The organism is Streptomyces sp. NPDC006283 (genome assembly GCF_040613325.1).
Taxonomy (GTDB): Bacteria; Actinomycetota; Actinomycetes; order Streptomycetales; family Streptomycetaceae; genus Streptomyces.
The window spans coordinates 23,692-44,318 of record NZ_JBEXRZ010000040.1; the positions used below are offsets into that span (position 1 = coordinate 23,692).

A 20,627-nucleotide genomic window follows, 5' to 3' on the forward strand; every position below is an offset into this window, starting at 1 on the left:
TCTATACGATTGCCTGCATCGCTATACAGCGTCTCTTTCCACGGGACAGCTCATACAGCGGGGCCCGCCGCGGCCCCGGCCCAGTTCGCTGCCCGGGATTTCGATGACCTCGATGCCCTGCTTGCGCAAATGGGTGTTGGTGGTCACATTGCGCTCGTACGCGACGACGACGCCCGGCTCGACGGCCAGGACGTTGCACCCGTCGTCCCACTGCTCGCGCTCCGCCGCGTGCACGTCCTGCGTCGCGGTCAGCACCCGGATGTCCTTGAGCCCGAGCGCCGCCGCGATCGCGTCGTGCATCTGCTCCGGCGGGTGGTCGCTGACCCTCAGACTGCCGGTGCCCTCGGCCGGCTCGATGGTGTAGGAGCGGAGCATGCCGAGCCCCGCGTACTGGGTGAAGGTGTCGGCGTCGACCATCGTCATGACAGTGTCCAGATGCATGAGCGCGCGCCGCTTGGGCATGTCGAGGGCCACGATCGTGCGGGCGGAACCGGCCGCGAAGAGCCCGCGGGCCAGCATCTCCACGGCCTGCGGTGTGGTGCGCTCGCTCATCCCGATCAGGACCGCGCCGTTGCCGATCACCAGCACATCACCGCCCTCGATGGTGGAGGGGTAGTCGTCCTGCCCCTCCGACCAGTGATGGAACGGCTCCACCTCGGGCCCGACGAACAGCGGGTGGTGCTTGTAGATCGCCTCGAAGTGCACGGTCTCGCGCCGCCGGGCCGGCCAGCGCATGGCGTTGATCGAGACGCCGTCGTAGATCCAGGCCGAAGTGTCGCGGGTGAAGAGGTGGTTGGGCAGCGGATGGAGCAGGAAATCGTCCAGATCCATCACGTGGAAGCGCACCGACGTCGGCTCCGAATGGCCGGCGAGGAACTCCCGCTTGGTCATCCCGCCGATCAGCGCCTCGACCAGGTCCGCGGTGGGCAGTTCGTCGAAGGCCGACCGCAGATGGCCGGTGGCGAGCGGACCGTACTCCTTCTCGTCGAAGACGCGGTCCAGCACGAGCTTTCTGGCCTCGGGGATCTCCATCGACTCCCGCAGCAGATCACCGAAGAGATGCACCGCCACCCCCCGGTCGCGCAGCACATCCGCGAACCCGTCGTGCTCATGCCGGGCGCGGCGCACCCAGAGCACGTCGTCGAAGAGCAGTGCGTCCTTGTTGCTCGGAGTGAGCCGTTTCAGCTCGAGATCGGGCCGGTGCAGTATGACCCGGCGCAGCCGCCCGGTCTCGGAGTCGACATGGAATCCCATGCCCCCATCCTGGCCGGGCGGGCCGTCGGGCACACGCCGTACGCGGATCTTCGGCCATGAGCGGCCGTCAGTACCTCGCGACGATCCATATGAGCAGGGTGACCACCAGTACGCCGAAGCCGCCCAGGGCGAAGAGGAAGGTCCTGCCGTGACCGGCCGCCCCCTGCGATGCGTGGCCCGGTCCGTCCGCGGCCTGTCGCGGGCGCCGCTGGGACCGCTCGGGATCGGTCGGCGCATAGTGGGTAATTGTCTGCGGCTGCGCGGTGGGGGTGGGCGGCGGATCGGGGGCGCGGTGCACCGGCCTGCCGTATTCGGGCCCATGGCGGCGCGGACCGGGGGCGCTGCGTGGCGGGTCGTGGCGCTCGAAGCCGTGCCGCTCGGGCTCATGGCGTTGCGGCTCGGGGCGGCGGAGGTCCTGCCGTCCGGGCATGTGGGAGGCGGACTGCGTGGGCGGCAGCTGCTCGGGGGGCTCAGGCAGCCGGCCGGAAGGTGCCGGGGCACGGCGCAGCAGTTCCTGCCACACCTGGAACGTGATCCCCGGATCGTCACCGCCCGTCAAGATCTGTTCGGCCGCCGCCCGCTTGACCCGGTCGTCCCCGCGGTACATGCGGGGCAGCAGTTCGGCCAGCTGCTCGCCGACGTCCGGTTCCGCCGCGAAGGGCCGCACCGCCCAGCGGTACAGCGCGGCCGCGTTGGCGGCGCGCACCGGCTCGTCCGGGTCGCCCGGGGCCTCCCGGGTCCGGCGCGCCAGAAAGAGGTCCTGCCGCAGGACGGCCCGGCACAGTTGCTTGCGCTCGGCGGGCGGCCAGTCCGGCCAGCGGTCGGCGATACGGCGCACGATCAGTGTCAGGGCGGTGTACGAGGGCTCGCTCACGAGCACCCGAAGCAGATCGGTGTCGCCGGCGTCCCGGAGCACGTCGGCCTCTTCCCGCTCGTCACGGCAGGCCTGCAGCCGTGCCGAGAGCAAGTCGGCGCCCAGCGGGGCGGGCTTGCGGCCGAGGACCGGCAGTCGGCGCCGACCGCCGCCGGGCTCCGGCCAGGTGGGCCGTACCACCGGCAGTGCCTCGGCGCGCGCCGCACGAGTCGGCGGTGGCGGTGGCGGTGGCGGTGGCGGTGGCGGTGGCGGTGGCGGTGGCGGTGGCGGTGGCGGTGGCGACATGGTGGCAGGCGCGGGCGTTTCCGCACGGGCTGCCGGGACGGGCGGCGGATCGAAGGAGGAGCGCCGACTGCCGCCGTACGAGGAGAGCGAGGAGGAGGCGGACGGCCCGCCGAGGGACTCGTCCGACGGCGGCCGTTCCGCTACGACTCGGCCCGGCTCCTGCCGCTCCGCCACCGGCCGGCCTGGCTCGTACCGCTCCCGCTCGTGCGGAACCGAGTGCGCTCTCCGCTCACGCGCGCGGCGCTCCAGCGACGCGAGCGCGTCCTCGGCGGCGGCCACCAGCTTCCGGGCGTCCCGCGCCGCACCGGGGTGGGGCAGCGCCGCGATCAGTGCGTCCGCGAGCTCGAACTCGTGCGCGTCGCCGCGTTCGACGGCGCGCAGATAGCCGCGCACCAACTGCTCGGCCACCTCGCGAGGCCGGTCGTCCGGCGGCTCCCAGGGGTCGGTGCGGACCCGCGGCCCGTCCTGGTCCGGCGAACTGGGCCAGCGGCTCACGAACATGAACCCGAGTTGGCGGCTCTCCGCGGTGTCGTGCGTCGCGAAGGTCCATGCCCGGGGCAGAGCCCTGCTGAAGATCCCGTACAGACCCCACAGCAGACAGCACGGCCCGTCGTCGCCCATGCGGTCCAGCACGGTGTAGAGCCCGCCTGGATTCCGCAGCACCTCCGCCGCCACCGCCGCGAGCTCCGGCGCGGCATGCGCAAGGCGGCCGGCCAGCTGTCGCCCGCCCGCGAGGGCGGACTCCCCGAGGGCCGCGAGCGGAACGGGATCGAGCGCGCCGCGCACCTCACCGACCGGTATCCCGCTGCCCTCCCAGCTCCAGTCGTACAGACCCAGACAGGTCTCGGCGTCGAGGCTCTCCTCCGGCCCGTACAGCGCGTGACACAAGGTGTCCTGGCGTCCTCCGTGGCCGCGCCACGGTCTGCGGTGCACCAGCATCGCCGTCGGCGAGTCGTCGCTCACCAGGCGCACGAGGGCCGGGGAGGTGTCCCGGCCCGCCGGCCGCAGCAGGTGGGAGATCGGCCTGAACAGCCGGGCCACCTCGCTGCGTTCGCCGGACCAGGCGACCGGTCCGAAGCCGGTGTTCCCCAGCGGGTTGGCGCCGTCCCAGCGGAAGACGATCTGGTCCACCGTCCCTGCCCGACGTGCCGTCATACCCCTGTCTCCCTCAACTCGGCCCCGGGCAGCAGCCCGCACATCGCGAACACGGACAGCAGCGGGGCCAGGACCCGACGCGGCCGTACGCCGTGCGGGAAGGTCTCCCCCTGCTCCTGGCCGCCGGTCGCCGCCACGAAGTGCAGCGTGCAGCGGGCGCAGTCGTCGAACGGTTTCAACCACGCCTTGCTGCCGTGGTGGCGGACGAAGGCGTGGACGTCGCGGCTCTCCTCACGCAGTTGCCTGTCGTCCAGCAGGGACGGCAGGCCGCGGGCCAGCCAGCGGTCGACCGAGGGGTCGAAGCGGATCAGGTCGCTCTTGTTCAGCGCCACGGCCGCAGGGGCGTCGATGTACGGGCCGCTGCGCGGGATCCTGCCGAGCACGGTGGCGAACGCCTCGTCACCCAGGTCGCGCCGGGTCAGACCGGTGCGCTCGCGGACCGGGTCGAGCTCCGGGATGCGCAGGGCACGCAGTGGGTCGAGCACGAAGATGAACGCGCCCACGCCCATGAGGAACCGTGTCACATCACTGTTCTGTGCGAGGTCCTCACCGGCCAGGTCGAAGAAGACCACCGGGCGCGTCCCCCCGGGGCCGGAGACCAGCAGGCCGTCGGCGAACTCGGCGAACCGCACCTGACCGGTCCGCCGCAGTACCTCTCCCCGGTGCAGCGGATGCACCATCTCGTCGAGGTATTCACGATGCTCGTCCGGGTTGAGGGGCAGGCACTTGAGCCCGTACGGCTCGAGGCCGCCCTGCTCGATCTCGCCGAGCATCGCGGCCAGCAGATGGGTCTTGCCCGCCGCGGAACTGCCGACCATGGCGACGGTGAGCGGCTCGCCGCTGGTGAGGTAGGGGACGGGCAGCCGGTGAGGCTGGTTCTCGTCCGCGTGCGGGCACATCTGGAACGCCTGGCGCAGTGCGTCCTGACGGTGCATCGGGCGGCGTTCCGTACTCAGGTCCAGCTTCTTCTGCTCCCGTCTGCTGTCGAGGGTGAACAACTGCGTCTCGTCGTACGCCACGGGCAGCAGGCAGTGCGGGCACAACGGCGGCGTCCCCGGCAGGGACGCGGCCGCCGGAACCTCCGGCCGGACGACGGCGGGCCGGCCGCCGCCCAAAAGCCACCGCAGTGAGCGGCGCGCCGGGACCTCCGCCGGCTCGTCGAACGTCTCCTCGTCCCGGTCCAGCCCGAGTCGGGAGCGCTTCTCGGCGAGCCTTTCGTCGAACTCGGTGCGTGCCCCGGCGAGCGGATCCGCGGCGGAGGAGACGGCGGCGAGCGGGTCGCTCACATTGAGCAGGCGCAGGAGTTCGGCCGGCCGCGCCCGCGCTTCCGCCCGGGGAGCGAACGCGCCGGCCTCCCCGAGCGCGGCGAGTCTGCGGAACTCGTCGAGGTCGTCCGGAGCCCCGTCGGCGCGGCCCTGCCGTCCCGAGAGCAGGAAGTACATGAGCTGCGCCACCGACCACAGGTCGTCGCGGGGGTCGGCGGTGCCCTGACCGTCGCGCTGCTCCGGCGACGCCCAGGGAGCCTCGCCGAACGATGCGCGCGGCTCACCCACCCGCTGGGTGCGGTACGGCTCGCACAGCCGTACGTGGGACCCGTCCCAGCGGACCGTGTACGGGCTGATCGCCCGGTGCACCAGCCCGGCCTCCTCCAGCAGACGCACCGCGAGCGTGAGCTGACTGAGCACCTTGAACTGGTCCGCGACGGTCAGCGCGCCCTGCCAGGCGGCGACGGGCCGGCCGGCCGGAGCCTTGTAGAGGACGAAGGGCTCCGGCGCGTCGAGATGGAAGCCGGCCATGCGGGTGAACAGCTCGCAGTAGCGCTCGGTACCGAAGCCGCGCTCCACCGCCATCGCCGCGCTCACCTCCCTCTCGAGCGCGCTGTATGCGCCGGCGACTTTGCTCGCCGAACGCGGCAGCCGGTACTGGAGCAGCCGCCAGCCCTTTCCGAGCACCACTTGGCGGGCGGCGAACGGCGCCCACTCGGTCCGGTGGACGTCGTCGGCGAACCGGGCGGTGAAGCGGACGAGGTCCTGCCGGGGTGTGTAGAACTCCAGCTCCTCCATGGCCTCCGCCGACGTCACCGCGTCGCCCGAGTTGTGCGGCAGGGTCATGGCGCCCCGCCCTCCTCTCCCCTGACGGACCTGACCGTCTCCGGGCGCATCGGCACCAGCTTCAACACCCCCGCATGCCGGCCGCCCGCCGTCCAGACCACGTCCTCGGCGGCCGGCCAGGCGTCCTGACCGGTGTCCGGCTCGGCGCCCCTGCGCATGGCCTCCGGGGCGAAGCGGAACAGACGTGCTGCCTGCGGGTCCTTGGACAGCAGCCGCCTGTGCTCGGCACCGCACAGCGGGACCAGGTGCTCGGCGCCGCCCTCGCCGAGGAGACGGCCCACCCGGTCGGCGGAGACGCCCAGCAGACTGGCGATGCCCGGCCGGTTCGCGGGATCGGGCGCGTACGGCGGCGCGGCAGCGGCTCCGTCCCTGCCGAGTCGGCGGTGCTCCTCGTCGAGGAGTTCGTCCATCCGGGGGCGCAACGACACCCCGCCCGCGGTCGCCGGTTCACGCTCCACGGCGGCCCAGCGGGTGGCGAGGATCGTCACGGCTCCCTGAGTGAGGTCGCCGACCAGGGTGTCGACCAGTTCCGGTCCGCCGTCGCCGGTCTCCCGCTCGAGCCAGGGCAGCGCGTCGTCGCCCGATCCGGACGGCCACAGATCACGCAGGGCGTGCTGCTGATCGTCGGCAGGCGGTGTTGCGTCGTCGACGCCGTCCGGGGCCCAGGCCGGTTCCGGCCAGGGCGCGGGCCGCGGCACCGCACTGTCGGTGCCGAAGTCCGGACCGGAGGGCGGGCCGGCGTCCGGCGCGAGCGGTTCGGACCACGGGTCGTCGGACCAGTCGTCCGCGCCACTTCCCCAGCTGTCCCAGTCGAAGCCACCCGTGGCGCCGGACGACGGACCGCCCGGTTCGTCCACCGGCAGCGGCCGGCCGACGGCCGGGCCGGCGCGCAGTCTGGCCTCCACCGTGTCCGCCAGACCGCGCACGAGCAGCGCGACGGCACGGGCCGCGTCGGAGCAGTGGTAACGGGCGTCGGCGAGCAGCCAGTCGTGCACGACGGTGTCGGCCAGCAGTTCGTCGACCTCCGAGACCGCGCGGGAGGCGAAGGTCCAGTCGGTCTGCGACCACCAGTCGTCGACCGCCGCCGTCCAGTCGCGTACCGCCAGCAGCACCAAGGCGGCCAGGGCGGCGACCAGGGCGACCGGGCCCACCCACGGCGGCGGCGACAGCGCCAGGCCGGCGGCGGCACCGATCACGCCGCCGGCGACGCCGGCAAGGAGACGGGTGAGGGCGCGGGTGTCGCCACCGCCGTCGAGGCCGCCGTCACGCGAACGGCCGGGCCGCCGCCGCAGCATCAGCACGGCCAGCCCCGCGGCCACCAGCCCGGTGAGCGGGCCGGTGACCCAGCCGGTCACCGGCCACAGCCCGGCGACGCAGCAGATCAGGAATGCGAGGCCGGCGTCGCGACCCCAAGGGCCGGGCGTCGTGAACCGTGGCGGCAGGGAAAGTTCCGCGACCCGCTCCGGCGGACAGGCTTCGTCGAGCCGCCGCAGCCGGGCCGTGCTGCCGGCCGGCGCCGACCGGTCGGCGAGCGCGCTGAGCCGTGCGGCGACCGATCGCAGCGGAAGCCGGTCACCGAGCAGACGCTCCGTATGCCCGCGCAACGCCGGGCCGACGCCGGCACGGGTTACTTCCGGCACCTCGGTCAGTTCGATGCCGCGCTCCATCAGGCGACTGCGCTGCTCGGGAAGGACACGGTCGCCGCCGCCGTCGCCGAGCGCACCCGCGACCTCGGCCCGGAAGGCAGCCAGCGCGTCGGCGAGACGCTCGAACCGTGCGGGCAGGTCGGCCTCCTTGCCTGCCCTGCCGAACAGACCCGCCGCGCCACGGATTCCTTCGCAGACCTCCCTGGTCTCGTCCAGGGCGTCCAGGCACTCCTCGTGCCGGTCGTGCATCCGCCCGCCGGGGATCAGCCACGGGCGGTCGGCGAGACTGCGCGGCACCGACTGGCCGAGCAGAAGGGACAGTCCCGGCGCGAGACCGTCCTGCGCCCCCGCGCCGGAGCGCGCCCCACCGGTCGGCTGCACGTGAGCCGGTACGTCCTGACCGGCGAGATGCTCCAGGGCCTGCCGCCAGGACCGGGAGCGCGCGTCGTCGGTCAGGTCGTGTTCGAGCACACGGACAGCGGGCACGGCGACGCCCTGCGGCACGTCGGCCAGTTCCCGCAGCACCGAGTCGAACACCGCTGTTTCCAGGAGGAGTTCGAGCAACGGACGCAGCGAGGCGTCGAACCTCTCGGTCCCCGGAGCGGCACCCGCGAGAGTGTCCGGCAGCCACAGCACGCCCGCCTCCGGCGGGCCGAGCGGCAGGGGCCTGCGGAGCTGCCGCTGCTCCGGCGCGCCCACCGCGAGGCACAACAGGCGGGCGGGGCCGTGGGAGTAGAGCCGTTCGTGCAGAAGTTGGTGACCGACGAGATCCGCTGCGCCGTCGATGACCAGGAACCGCCGGGTGAGGTCGTGTTCCGTCTGCTTGAGCGCCTCCTCCACGGATGCCGAGGCGCCGTCGCGGAGGTCCACGACGACGACCCGGCCCGCGGGGCTCTCAGTCCGGTTCACCATCGGTCGCCGTCCCGGTGCTGGTCGTGTTGCTGGTCCTGGTCCTGCCGTCCCCATTCGCCGTCGTCCCACGGGTCGGCGCCGCCGGGCGGCCCGGAGTGGGCCGAGGTGTCATCGGGGTCACGGCGGGGCGGGGGCCAGTGGTCGTAGGCGTCACGGTCCGGGGCGGGTTCGCGGTCGTACCCAGCGTGACGGTCACGGCCGGAGGCCGCCTCACGGTCGTACGCATCACGATCGCGCCCCGAAGCCGCCTCACGGTCGTACGCATCACGATCGCGCCCCGAGGCAGGCTCACGGTCGTACCCACCGTCACGGGCCCGACCTGGAGCGCGCTCCCGGTCCCGCCCGTCGTCACCGCCCGAAGCGGGTGCGCGATCCCACCCGTCGTCACCGCCCGAAGCCGGCGCGCGATCCCACCCGTCGTCACCGCCCGAAGCCGGCGCGCGATCCCACCCGTCGTCACCGTCCGAAGCCCGCTCCCGGTCGTACACACCGTCTCGCTCACGACCCGAAGCCGGCGTGCGCCCGTGCCCGTCCCGATCGCGGGCGTGCCCCGGCTCCCAGGCGTGATCCTCGTCCTGGCCGCCGCCGTGCCGGCGTTCTCCGCGGGCGTCCGGTGCCTGCTCCGGGCGCGGCGGTGGGACCGGCCCGGTCTCACGGCGTCGGGCGCCGCCCTGGGCGTGGCGTTGGTCCAGCGCGCGCAGGGACGGGCGGGTGGGGCGGGTCGCACCGGGGAAACGCATCTCCAGCGCGCCGGGGAAGGTCTGCTCCCAGAAGTCGCGCAGCGGGACCAGCCACTCCTCGTCCCCCGCGCCGAACTGCCCGGTCAGCTCCTTGATCAGCGCGACCTGGCGGGGTGCCACCTCGTGCACCAGCCGCAGGAAGAGCGGCGACGGCGCAGTGGGCGTGGTGGCGAGGCCGCCCGGCTGGGCGCTCATCAGACGCTCGCAGACCTCCTCGACGATCGGGCCCTCGTCGAGCAGGGCCCACTCCTCGTAGGCCCGCAGCAGCCCGGCCCAGCTGGAGACGTCGTCGTCGAACGCCTCCAGGCGCAGCGTCATGGTGGCGGCGCCGCCCTCCTGGAGGCGGATGCGGATCTGCTCGGGCGAGTCGGGCGATCCCTTGACGTCGACCAGGCCGTTCCACACCGCGCACAGGATGCGGTGCAGGATCCGGCGGCGGTCCTCCTCGGTGCTGGCCAGCCAGTCGTCGCGGTAGCCGAGGCGCTGGCGCCAGTGCAGGAAGTCGTCCACACCCGCGGCGTCCCGCGCTTCGGCCCACAGCCGCAGCACGTGCCGCACCTCGGAGACATCGGTGAGGCTCATGCCGCTCCGGAACAGCACGACCGTGATCGACTCGGTGTCCACGGCCCTGAACTCGGGCACCGCCCCATAGGGCAGGCGCAGTTCACGCCGCAGGAACGCCGCGGCGCCGGACCCGGCCTCGCTCTGCGGGTGCACGATGAGCACCTTCAGCGGGCCGCTGCCGTCCGGCTCGAAGCCGACGGGGAGGAGTCCGACGAGCTGGGAGCGGAACTGCTCCAGCCATCTGGCGTCCACCTTCGCGGCGGCGTCCTCGTCACCGGCCGCGGCCTGCAGCAGCACTCCGAGGGAGGGCAGCAGCGGGCGGTCGCCGAGCACGCTCGACTCCACGAACAGTCCCTTGACGCGCCGTTCGATGACCTGCTTGATCTCCTTGACCGCGGCCTGCGGCGAGCGGCGCACCGACTCCAGGGCGCGCATCCAGTCGTCCGGCCGGATCAGCTTGGCCACCAGGCGCGCGGCGCCCGGGTTCTCCGGCAGGTCCTCGTGCTGGTAGAGCCGGCGGATCACGTCGTCATAGAAGGCGGCCAGCGTGTTCTGCGGGGGCAGCAGGTACAGCACACCCTTGCGGTCCTTGCGGTAGAGCTCCTTGCGCCGCTCCGCGAAGAACTTGCGCTCGTCCTCCTCGTGCCCGCGCAGCGCCTTGACCAGCTCGCCGATCTCCTTGGTCGTGCGCAGCAGTGGCGGCCGCCAGCGCGACTCCTGGTCCTTCCAGCCTCGGTGCCACTTCTGCCGGGCCCGCCACTCGTACCAGGCGTTCTGTTCCTCGAGGGCATGCTGCACGTCGGGGTCGCCCCAGCGGGCCGGGACGAGTCCGCCGACCGCCCGCTTGATCAACGGGATCTGGGGCGGATGGACATCCACCCCCTCGTCGCGCTCCGGGTCGTTCCTGCGGTTGTCCAGCATGCCGACGAAGCCGGCTTCCGCGACCCGCTGGGGGTGGCCGGGCAGTCCAATGAGCAGCTTCTCCAGCTTGAACGGGTCCACGATGCCCAGCAGTTCACGGGCGCCCGGGCCGGGCCGGAACTCCTCGACCAGTCGCGGGATCTCGGCGTCCAGTTCGCGCTGGAGCCGGCCCAGCGCGTCGTCCATGTCGCCGAGCCGGTTCCGCAGGGCCTGCATGATGGCCCTGGTGCCCTTGGGCAGCGGATCGGGCGGCGTCACGACGGGTGCCTCGCGGGACCACAGCCGACCGATGGCGGAGCGGTCGAACATGTCGCGGACCCGGTCGGTGCCGTCGTCGGCGGCCTTGCGCGCCTCCTCGTCCATCGCCCGCACGGCCTGCGCCAACAGCCGGCCCGCCACTATCTCGGCGAGGTCGTCGACAGGAACGGTCAGCGAGGCGGCGAGGCTCGTCGACATGGACCGGTGGCCGATGCCCGACCTGGACGGCTTGGACCGCTCCACGCTCTTGTTGACGAAGCTGGCCGCGAACGACTGGTAGTCGCCTTCCGTGCGGCCCTGGTTGTTGTCGTCGCCGAGTTCCGTGCCGATGAGGGACATCACCATGGCGGTGATGGAGCGGCGGAGGTCCTCCCGCTTGATGCCCGCGGTGCGACTGAACAGGAAAGCGGTCTGCACCGTCGAGGGGCGCAGCGCGACCAGGCCTTCTCCCGGGTAGCGCACGCCGAGCGTGCCGTGCTCCTCCACGTCACCGAAGTCGGACCGGGCACTGGGCACGTTCTGGTCGTCGACCAGCCGGGAGAGGTCCACCAGGGCGCGGGACGAGTTCAGTTCGGCCTCGCGTCCACCGCCGGCCTCGGGCGGGAACGCCGAGGGCATGACGACCAGCGGATAGATCTTCACTCCCTTGACCTTGGACTTGCGGAATTCGTGTCCGATGAGGTGAATGAAGTCGTAGAAGATGCCGGCGCCGGTTCCGCCGGCCACGGAGAACGCCACGAACACGTCGCAGCCGCGGATCTGCCCCCCGCCCATCTCCCGCAGGTCGCCCTGTGAGGCGCTGATCGCGCCGATGGCCTCCCGCAGTTGGCGCAGCACCGGCTCGAGTCCGCTGCGCAGCGTCGCGAAGAGCGCCGACCTGCCCACGGTCGGCAGCTGCCCGGCCCCGGTGTGCAGGGGTGCGACCCTTGGCTGCCGCTCCTGCGGCGGCAGCCAGTCGTGCGTCTCGTCGTGCAGCGCGACCCGCAGCATCCTGGCCACCTCGGGCGAGCTGTCGTAGTCGGTCGGGAGCAGGTCGTGGATGATCCGTGAGGTGCGGGCATGGGCGGCGGCCTCGCCCGCTTTGAGACCGGCGGGCTGCAGCTGGTCCAGTTCGGACTCACTGAAGTCCGCGTAGACGAACTGCAGGCAGTCCGGCAGTTGGAACGGCAGCCGGCGGCCGTCGGTGACCAGCTTGTTGCCGTCGGGGCCGCACAGCTCCCGGCGCAGTCCGCGCTCCAGGTCCGCGCCGATCTGGGCGCCGGTGCCGCCCAGGCCGACGTAGAGCATGGGCTGGTAGATCTTCATGTCGTCTTCTCCTTGCGCCGTCGTCGACGGCCTCTCATGGCCGAGAGGAGCTTCAGAAGTTGGGGTCGGTACGCCGGGTGGTGCCGCTTCGGCCCGGTGCGACGGAGGCGTCGCCGCGGCTCCGGCCGCCGCGTGCGCCGCTCCCGTTCGAGGAGCCCGTGGGAGCGCCGCCTCGGGGGCGCGGCATCCGCCACCGGCCGCCCAGGCCGCCTCCGTCGCCCGGTCCGCCGCTGCCGTCGCGTCCGGTGCGGCTGCCTCTGCCGGTGCGGCCGGGGCCGGAGGCGGTGCTGCCGTCGCCGACGACGAGTTCCAGCCCGTCGCCGAGCGCGGTCGGCTCGCCCGGCCCGACGGTCCGTTCCCGGCCGCTCGGGGGCTTGAGCAGCAGCTGTCCGGCCGTCGTGCGCCGCAGGCGGTACGTCTGGGTGCCGCCTCGGCGGAGTGCGGGCGCCCCTCCCCCGGAGCGGTCGACGCTGAACAGGAACTCTCCGCCGGGGCACTGACCGGACCTGACGGTCAACGTGTCCGGCCGCTGTCCCTGCGCCCGCAGTTCGAGCCGGACGCCGGCGAGGTCCCGCCGCTTGGCTCCCGCCTTGAGGCGTACGGCGGCGACCGCTGCCAGTCCGAGCAGCAGCACCGCGGCCGCGGAGAACGCCCACCACCACTCGTCCCACAGCGTGGGCCTTTTCGTGACATGCACCCCGAGGAAGACGTTGTCCAGCACCCGGTCCCGGTCGCCGAGGTCGGTCACCGTGATGCGTCCCGACAGCTCCCCCAGCGGGGCGTCCGCGCCGAGGGTGACGGTGAACGGGGTGGCGCTGCCGCCGGGCGCGGCGTTCACCGTGGCGGGGGTGATGCGCAGGCCGGACCCGGGCGGCTGGTCGGCGAGGGCGAGGCGCAGGGTGTGCGGCCCGGAGTCGTTGTTCGTGACGTCGAGGGTTCCCGTGAACGTCCCGCCGGGGTGGAGCTCGGCACGGTCGACGGTCAGTCCGGCGGTGAGCACCGGCGTGCCCTCGGAGGTCCGTGCGTGCAGGGGACGGCGGTCGCTGGTGACGCCGGGTGCGGCCATCTCCGTGACGAGTTCGATCTCTCCGGTCGCGGTGGCGGGTACGGTGACGCGTCCGGTGTAGCGCACGTCGTCCGCCTGTGCGTCCGGTTGCTTGCCGTTGTCGGCCAGCGGCACCACGACCGGGTCGAACCCGGCTCCGGACATCCGCGCCGAGACCCGTACCCCCTTCAGCAGCTCGGGGTCGGTGATCACCACGCCGCGGCGGGTCTGCATGCGGACCTCGACGACCGCTTCCTCACCCGGTCGCGGGGAGGCCGGGCCGAGGGTGACGGCGGACCGAAGCTTGCCCTGCCAGATGGCGCGCACGGCGACCTCACGGTCGCGGTGGCCCTCCGGTGCCTCGATGTGCACCCGCCATTTGCCCGGCAGCGGGTTCTTCACCCGGAGCGCCTCCACCGGGCCGTCCTGTCCGCTGGTCTCGAAGGAGGAGCCGGCGAACTCGCCCTGGGTGGGCACGCGTCGGCCGTCGGGGTCGTAGTAGGTGACGGTGACCTTGGGGTCGTGCTTGCCGACGGTGATGGAGCCGTCGGTGGCGATGGGCGGGATCGTGACGTGCAGGTCGGCGGGCGGCTTGCCCGCGGTGCCGTGGGCGACGCGTGCGCAGCGCGCGGCGGCGAAGGTCTCCTGGAGGGCCTTGTCGATCTGCGCCGAGCTGCCGACCACGCGCATCTTGGGGGCCGAGCCGGGCAGGTCGGTGCAGCCGTTGCGGAATCCGCCCTCGGCCATCCTGGTCAGCGCGGCGCGGTCGATCTTGTCACCGAAGCCGAGCGGCCAGATCTGCACGGACTCCTTCCGTGCGCGGGCCAGTTCCTCCGCGAGGCGTTTGGAGCCGTTGGCCTGGCGGCTGGTCTCGTCGGTGCCGTACTCCGGACTGTCGGAGACGTCGAGCCGGCCGTCGGTGAGCAGGAAGACGACCTTGGGGATGTTCTCGGCGTCGTCCTCGGTGAGCCGGTCGACGGCCTGCCGCACGGCGGCGGGGAAGTCGGTTCCCGGGCCCATCGTCTTCTCGTCCCGCTCGCCCAGCTGCTGGACGCAGTCGCTCAGCCGCTGGCGCCCGGCGGTGTCGGCCGTCGTGAGCGCACACACCTCGCGGACCGGTGTCTGGCCTTCCTTCTCCGAGCTGCCGAAGCCGATCACAGCGGCGCGGGACCGCTCGGAGATCTCGCCCTGTGTGATCAGCGAGGCGGCTTCCACCTCACGGGCGAGATCGTCGTCGGACAAGCTGTCCGACTGGTCGACCACGACGGCGAAGTCGATCGGGTCGGGGCCGTCGGCCGCCGGGGCGGCCGCCGTACGCTGCGGGCCGCCCGGCCCGGCGGACACCTGCGCCGGTGCCGCCGCCACCAGCGTCAGGAGCAGGCAGGCCAGCACCGGCGCGTTCGTCTTGCGGATCAGTCTCATCGTCTCTCACCACAGCTCGCCGAAGAGGACCAGCAGCGCGCCGAGGGTCAGCGAGCAGACCCCCATGCGCAGCCACCGGTATTTGGCGGCCAGGACCGCCCCGTGCACCCGTGCCTGGCCGATCAGCCAGCGCACGACGTCCTCGCCCGACTCGGAGAGCCTGGCGAGCAGTTCATCGGCCGGTGTGCCGACCGAGAGATCCCGCAGGAACGTGCTGTCCGCTCCGGTCCGGGTGCGCGGCAGTATCACGCCGACGAGCATCAGCACGCCCGCCGCGCACAGCACCAGCCCGGCCGTCACGACGACTGCCGCCGGGCGGGAGGCCGGCAGCGGGAGTTCGCCCCGCGAGAAGGCGACGGCCAGCGCGGCGACCGCGCCGGAGAGCAGGATCGCCGCCTTGGCGTCGGCGCGGCCGATGTCCTCGCGCACGGAGGTGAGCAGCCGCTCCGCCACGAACCGCACATCGGGCCCGGCGCCCGGGCCGGACGGCGGTGCGGGGTCGGGGCCGGGCGGCGGTGCAGCGCTCATTCGTCGCCCCAGTCGTCGAAGTCGGCGCTGGGGCGGGTGTCCCTCGACCCGGCCGTGCGCGGGCTCTCGCGGTCCCGGTCCCGGTCCCCGTCACGGGCACGGTCGCGGTCGCGGTCGCGTTCCGCGGACGACTGCACCCGCGTGGGTTCGTAGATGTGCCCGTCGTCCTCGGGACCGCCGGCCGGACCGGCGGCATCGGCGTCCTCCGGTTCGTCGTCCCAGAAAGGCCTTCTGGGCTCCGGGGTTTCGTCCGCACCGGCGGACAGGGCCGGCCTGCCTGACGCCCCGCCGGACGTCAGGACCCGGTCGGTGACCCCGCCGATGACACGGCTGTTGTTGTCGCGCAGATAGCGAAGCACCTCGTACATCTGCTCGCCGACGTCGTGACGCTCGAGCATGCCCGCGTCGAGCAGCCGGTTGAAGAGGTTCAGGTAGTCGGCCTGGCCCTCCCGCTTCTCCTGCCGGATCGCCTGGCGGATCTCCCACACCTTCTCGGGGTTGCTCGCCATCAGATGGATGATCTCGGCCTCCTCGCCGCGCCGCAGGACCTGTTCCAGCTCGGCGGCCCGGGCCGCGACCCGTTCCCGTTCGTACCTGTCCCTGTGGCGTTCCGCCTCGGCCTGCGCCCGGTCCTTCTGCATCTCGAAGCTGACGTTCTCGACCTCGACCACCCGGTCCCTGACCTGCTCGCTCAGGTCGATGAAGACGTGCACTCGGGTGCGCAGACCGAGGTCGCGGCCGAGGTCCATCCGCCCGGCCCGCAGTTCCGCCTGGACGGCCTCGTCCGCGCGCTGCGCCTCGGTCAGCCGGAACCGGCGCGACACCTGGCGCAGCCCGTACAGCAGGTCGCCCCGCAGCATCTCGCGGACGTCCCAGACGGCCTTCTCGACGATCAGGTGGGGGTCGTCGACCTCCCACTGCACCTCTGCCGTCGCCTGGAAGGACTGGGCGTCGCCGGCGGCGGGCAGGGCCAGTTCGAAGGTCGTCACATGGCGTCCGAGGAGCACTTCGAAGACGCTGAACGGCTGCCCGAACCACGGCTTGTTGTGGTCCTCCCGGCGGCTCGGCCAGAGCACGCTGTGGCCGCCGTTGGAATACAGGCACACCGCCGCCACCTGGCCGCTGCGCCGCTGGTACGGCAACGTGCACTCGCGCAGCAGGGGGCCCTTCCGCGGTCCGTCGGGTATCTGCGGCGCGTGGGGGCTTTCCTGCTGCGCGGGATGCTCTCCGGCGCCTGACGGGGTCATCACATCGCTCCTTCCGCCACCGCGTCCCACATCAGGCGGGCGGCGTTCTTGTCCAGCGGGTCGTCCTCGTCCCGCACCAGCCGGGCCAGCAGGTGCCGCACCCGGTCGCGGTCCCTGCGCTCCTCGGTGATCAACGGGAGGAAGGCGCACATCAGGTCCAGCTGGGCGGGGTCGTCGGCGCACTGCCGCAGCACGCGTCCGAGGGCGTCGAGCGCCACCTCGCCCGACCGGGCGGTCTCGAGGGTGAGAAGCACGAGGTCGGCGAGCTTGCGCATCAGGGGCCGGTGGGTCGCGACGAGCGCCACGAGCAGCGGACGCCTGGCGTGCGCCTCGAGCGCGTCGGTCTCCTCCTCCAGGCCCCACAGGTAGGTGGTGCGCGTGGTGAGCGTGCCGAGCACACTCAGCAGCACCAGGTCGGCCAGTTCCCGCCGGCCGCCGCGCAGCCAGTCGCCGAGCCTGACCACGACCGTCTCCGGTTCCACACCGGCGAGCAGGCGGGTGACGCCGAACGCCGCGTGGGACAGCACCGTCACGTCCCCGGTGCGGACGGTCTTCGCCAGCGCGTCGAGGGAGGCACGGACGGAGCCGGCCGCCATGCCGTAGCCGTGGGTCAGCAGGGCCGTGGTGACCAGCGTGTCCTGGTCGGACGCCGCCCACTCCTTCAGCAGCGCGCCGACCGCGGGCCGCACCGACGGGTCCCTGGACGCCTCGGCGAGCGCCGTGGCGGCGGACATCTGCTGTACGGGGCTGTCCACCGCCGCCATCGGGCCGATCAACTCGCCCGCCCCGTACACCCAGTCCCAGGAGCACAGCACCCCGGCGGCCACGGAGGCGCGCACCCACACATGGGGACGCGGGTCGTCGCACAGTGCGCGCAGCCACCGCACCATCGGTCCGCGCACGTTGTGGTAGCCGTGCCAGACCTCGCGCAGAACGGCGGTGGCGAGTGCTTCGCCCTGGAAGCGGATGGAGCGCACCGGGATCTGGGCGTCGCCCAGATCGAGCTCCGCGTCCTCGACCACGGAGCGGGCCAGGACCGGCCGTTCGTCGGCATGCGTACCGAACAGCCTTCTGCCGACGGCCTGTTCGGGGTCGAGGGTGACCGACATCTCCCAGGCCAGCTGCTCCGCGGCTTCCGCCGCCAGGCCGTACGGCGACCCGTTGAACACGGCCACCGCGATACGGAAGGCGGCGGCATTGATCGCGGGAGCGGCTTCGGGGAGGGTGCCGGGGCGGTCGGCGCCCGCGAACCAGGAGCGTGCCTGCGCCCGTACGAAGGTCGCGCAGCCGTCGAGGAGCTCGTCCCTGCCGAGCTCGCCGCGGTGGTGCCGGGCGAGCAGATCGGCGAGGCGGGCCGCCTCCCGGGGCCGCAGCTCGTCGAGTCCCAGTGCGCCCCGGACGTCGTCGTGGCCGGCCAGTTCCCGGCAGCCGTCGAGGGCTTCCTGCGGCTCGCCGACGAGCCGGATGCGCAGATGGCGGTGGAGTACGTCCTCGGTTCCGGGGGGCCGGCAGTGCATGCCGTAGCGGCCACGCAGCAGCCGGTCGGCCAGATCTCCCGGCTCGACGAGAACGACACCGAAGGCCTTGGCGGCCAGCAGCAGCCGGCTGAAGCGGTCCAGATGCAGTTCGGAGAGCCGGCCGGGGCCTCCTGCGGCCTCCCGGCCGTCGGCGCCCGCGCTGCGGCCGCCGTCGCGGTGCAGTTCGTCGGAGGGGAGCTCCAGCAGGTGCCCGTGCTGTTCCTTGAGCATCTCGCCGGTGAAGGTGTGCACGGCCTGGCTGGGGTCGAGCCGGGTGACCTGGTTCTCGGTGAGTTCGGCGAGCAGCGCGAGGGCCGTGGCCTTGCGACCGCTGCCCCGCTCGCCGCAGAGGACCAGCAGACCGCACTCGCGCAGCCGCCCCCTCATCCGGCCGTACCCGGGCGACTCGCAGTAGACGCGGGCGAGCGTTCGCAGCTCCTCTGCGGGGACCGGCCCGTCGAGCAGGGCGGGGCCGGCGCCCGCGCCGAACTGGCTGATGAAGTAGTTGCCGTGGAAATACTGGCCGTCGTCACCGAAGTTGACGACGCGTTCCGCCTGCCGGGGCGCGAAGGTCCGGCGTGCGGCATGGGCGGTGCCGGATCCGCCGGTGCCGCCTGCCGAACCGATCGGGTTGCGGCCTGCCGTCGCGAAGGGGTTGGGCGCCTCCGGCGTCGGCTCTCCGCCGTCCGGCGCGCCGACGCCGGCCTCGGCGTCTGCGGGGGCCCTGGCGTCGGCCACGGGCGGCTTCTCGTCCGCGGGGGCATCGGCGGGCAATGCCTGGTCCTGGTCGCTCATGCCGCGTCCCCCGGGTCGGGTGCGCCGGTTCCGCGGTCCTTGCGGATACCGGTCACCGGGGCGTGGAACACGTTGTTCTCGAACGCCGCCACGTCACCCCGCGCATTGATCCGCGTCCCGATGCGTGGCGGGGCGGAAGGCGGTGGGCCGTCCCCCTGTACCGGCCCACCGCCGGTCGGTGCGCCCGGTGCGTCGGCCGCACGGGCTGTCCCCGCGCCACTCCCCTGTCCGGCACCCGGCAGGCCGTCCGGCCGGTCCTCGGGCAGCGGCGGCGCGGGTAACCGCGGGATGTGGAACCAGGCTTTCTCGTCGGTCTCCTTGAACCGGACCCGGGCGCTGCGGTACGTCTCCGGTTCCACGTAACGGCCGCCTTCCGCGACCACGTTGGTGTAGAGCCAGTCGGACACGACCAGCAGCAGGTCACAGCCGGGGGCCAGCTCCATCGTCCGCTTGGCGGTCGGGCTGTCGCAGAGCCGGGCCGCCAGGTCCACGGCCCGGCCGACCAGCCCTCTGCCGTCGTCGAGCACCGGTCCGGCGTTCATCCCGATGCGCAGCCGCAGGCGGTGGGCGCTGCCCGCGTTGTGTTCGCGCAGGCTCTGGAACAGGGTGTCGATCCAGGTGCCGACCATGAGCGTCGGCGGTACGCCGGGATCGAGCGCCGCGAGGATGCCGTCTCCGCGGTCCTCCTGGTGGACGCGGCGCATGTCGACGCCGACGGCGCCGTACGCCTCGGAGAACGCCCCGTACATGGCGTCCCGCATTCGCCGCTTCGCTTCGAGGCCCATGGTTCCCGAGCCGCAGACGTCCCCGAATACCACCAGCCTGTTGACGGCTGCCGCGTTGTTCACTGGGACCCCCTGGGTTGCTGTCGTCTCGGAGAAAAGACTGGGCGCATCGGGCGACGGACGATGTAGCCGTTTACACAAGTGGCGGCATTTTTTTCGTCGTTCTTCGCTGCGGCGGTTGTTCGCGGCCATCGGCCAGCAGCCGCAGCAGGTCCATGTCGGTGACGATCAGGCGGCGGTGCGCGGTGCGTACCACGCCCTGCTCACGCAGCAGGCGCAGCGCCTTCGCCACCGCCTCCCGGGTCGCGCCTATGGCCGCCGCGAGATCGTGCTGCGGCAGCGGCAGGTCGATGACGGTGCCTTCCTCGCAGAGGCGGCCCACTCGTCGGCCGAGCTCGACCAGGCGCGCGGCGAGCCGCTGCAGCACCGAAACGGAGGCCAGTGACCGGCGTTCGACGTCCGAGCTGCGCAGCCGGCCGCTGAGCTGGCGCATGATCAGCGCCGTGGCCTGGGGCCGGGCAGCGAGAAAGCCGCGGAAGCGCTCGCCGGACACGGCCACGGTGCGCACGTCGCCGAGCGCGGTCACTGTGGCGCTGCGCGGGCCCCGGTCCACGGCGGCGAGGTCGCCGACGACCTCGCCGGCGCCCCTCAGGGCGAGGATGAGGCGCCCTCCGCGGTCCGTGTCGACGGACACCACGGCCCATCCTGAGAGCAGCAGCAGGACGAAGGTGCTGGTGTCGCGCTCCCGGATCATGACCGCGCCGGATTCGTGGACGCGGGGGGCGCCGAGGGCGATGAGCGTGGCACGGTCCTGCGGAGTGAGGGCGTCGAGAAACGAACTGCCCCCTCCGAACAGACTCATCGTTCGCCCCCCGCAGCGGATGTGCTGGCCCGTCGGGGGACCACTTCCTACGCCGGTGTGTCTTCCCGCGCAGTGGGCTCACGAGGCACGCGGTGCCTCAGAGGTGATCAACCGTCACTCTACGTCGGGCCAACGACGCTATGGTCCGGCCACCGGTCGGTCAATATGACCTGAAAGGGTCTCGGGGGCACAGGGGGGCGCACTGGGAAATGCGCGGGCGCATGCCCTCCTTCAATACCTCCCGGATGTGCCCCCGGCCGCCGGTGAGGCGCCCCCGCCGGCACGACGCCCCGGCCGCCGGTGAGGCACCACTTTCCTCCAGTTTGCCGGGAACCCATGGGAACAGCAGTCCGACTGCCTCTCCGTGGAACTGGTCGAGCGCGCCCGCTCCCGGGTTCCCG

General features: G+C 72.9%; 11 protein-coding genes. All 11 read right to left on the minus strand.

What is annotated here, in order from left to right; all coding sequences use genetic code 11:
* Positions 1-21 precede the first annotated feature (21 nt).
* Entirely contained in the window at positions 22-1,254 is a 1,233-nt protein-coding gene (locus ABZ070_RS11655; RefSeq protein ID WP_356632481.1) for an arginine deiminase, read from the minus strand.
* 67 nt (positions 1,255-1,321) lie between these two features.
* On the minus strand, positions 1,322-3,568 hold the full coding sequence (locus ABZ070_RS11660) for a hypothetical protein (protein WP_356632483.1): 2,247 nt from the start codon (positions 3,566-3,568) through the stop codon (positions 1,322-1,324).
* On the minus strand, positions 3,565-5,679 hold the full coding sequence (locus tag ABZ070_RS11665; protein WP_356632485.1) for a hypothetical protein: 2,115 nt from the start codon (positions 5,677-5,679) through the stop codon (positions 3,565-3,567). Before ABZ070_RS11665 ends, ABZ070_RS11660 begins: the two co-directional genes overlap by 4 nt.
* The gene (locus tag ABZ070_RS11670; RefSeq protein ID WP_356632487.1) at positions 5,676-8,237 is read right to left on the minus strand and encodes a hypothetical protein; all 2,562 of its coding nucleotides are present in this window, start codon (positions 8,235-8,237) and stop codon (positions 5,676-5,678) included. Before ABZ070_RS11670 ends, ABZ070_RS11665 begins: the two co-directional genes overlap by 4 nt.
* A complete protein-coding gene (locus ABZ070_RS11675) occupies positions 8,231-12,025 on the minus strand; it encodes a tubulin-like doman-containing protein (RefSeq protein WP_356632488.1) in 3,795 nt (1,264 codons plus the stop codon). The genes ABZ070_RS11670 and ABZ070_RS11675 overlap by 7 nt, the downstream gene beginning before the upstream one ends.
* A 52-nt stretch (positions 12,026-12,077) precedes the next feature.
* Positions 12,078-14,492 (minus strand): vWA domain-containing protein, encoded by a 2,415-nt coding sequence (locus ABZ070_RS11680; protein WP_356632490.1) that lies wholly within the window; start codon positions 14,490-14,492, stop codon positions 12,078-12,080.
* A 6-nt stretch (positions 14,493-14,498) separates the two neighbouring features.
* Positions 14,499-15,020, minus strand: coding sequence for a Pycsar system effector family protein (locus ABZ070_RS11685; RefSeq protein ID WP_356632492.1), 522 nt, complete (start codon positions 15,018-15,020; stop codon positions 14,499-14,501).
* On the minus strand, positions 15,017-16,267 hold the full coding sequence (locus ABZ070_RS11690; protein WP_356632494.1) for a hypothetical protein: 1,251 nt from the start codon (positions 16,265-16,267) through the stop codon (positions 15,017-15,019). Before ABZ070_RS11690 ends, ABZ070_RS11685 begins: the two co-directional genes overlap by 4 nt.
* Positions 16,267-18,579 carry a hypothetical protein gene (locus ABZ070_RS11695; RefSeq protein ID WP_356632496.1) on the minus strand — a complete coding sequence of 771 codons (2,313 nt, stop codon included), beginning with the start codon at positions 18,577-18,579 and terminating at the stop codon, positions 16,267-16,269. Before ABZ070_RS11695 ends, ABZ070_RS11690 begins: the two co-directional genes overlap by 1 nt.
* Positions 18,576-19,427, minus strand: coding sequence for a hypothetical protein (locus ABZ070_RS11700; protein WP_356632498.1), 852 nt, complete (start codon positions 19,425-19,427; stop codon positions 18,576-18,578). The genes ABZ070_RS11695 and ABZ070_RS11700 overlap by 4 nt, the downstream gene beginning before the upstream one ends.
* A 70-nt stretch (positions 19,428-19,497) precedes the next feature.
* On the minus strand, positions 19,498-20,226 hold the full coding sequence (locus ABZ070_RS11705) for a Crp/Fnr family transcriptional regulator (RefSeq protein ID WP_356632500.1): 729 nt from the start codon (positions 20,224-20,226) through the stop codon (positions 19,498-19,500).
* Positions 20,227-20,627: the final 401 nt, after the last annotated feature.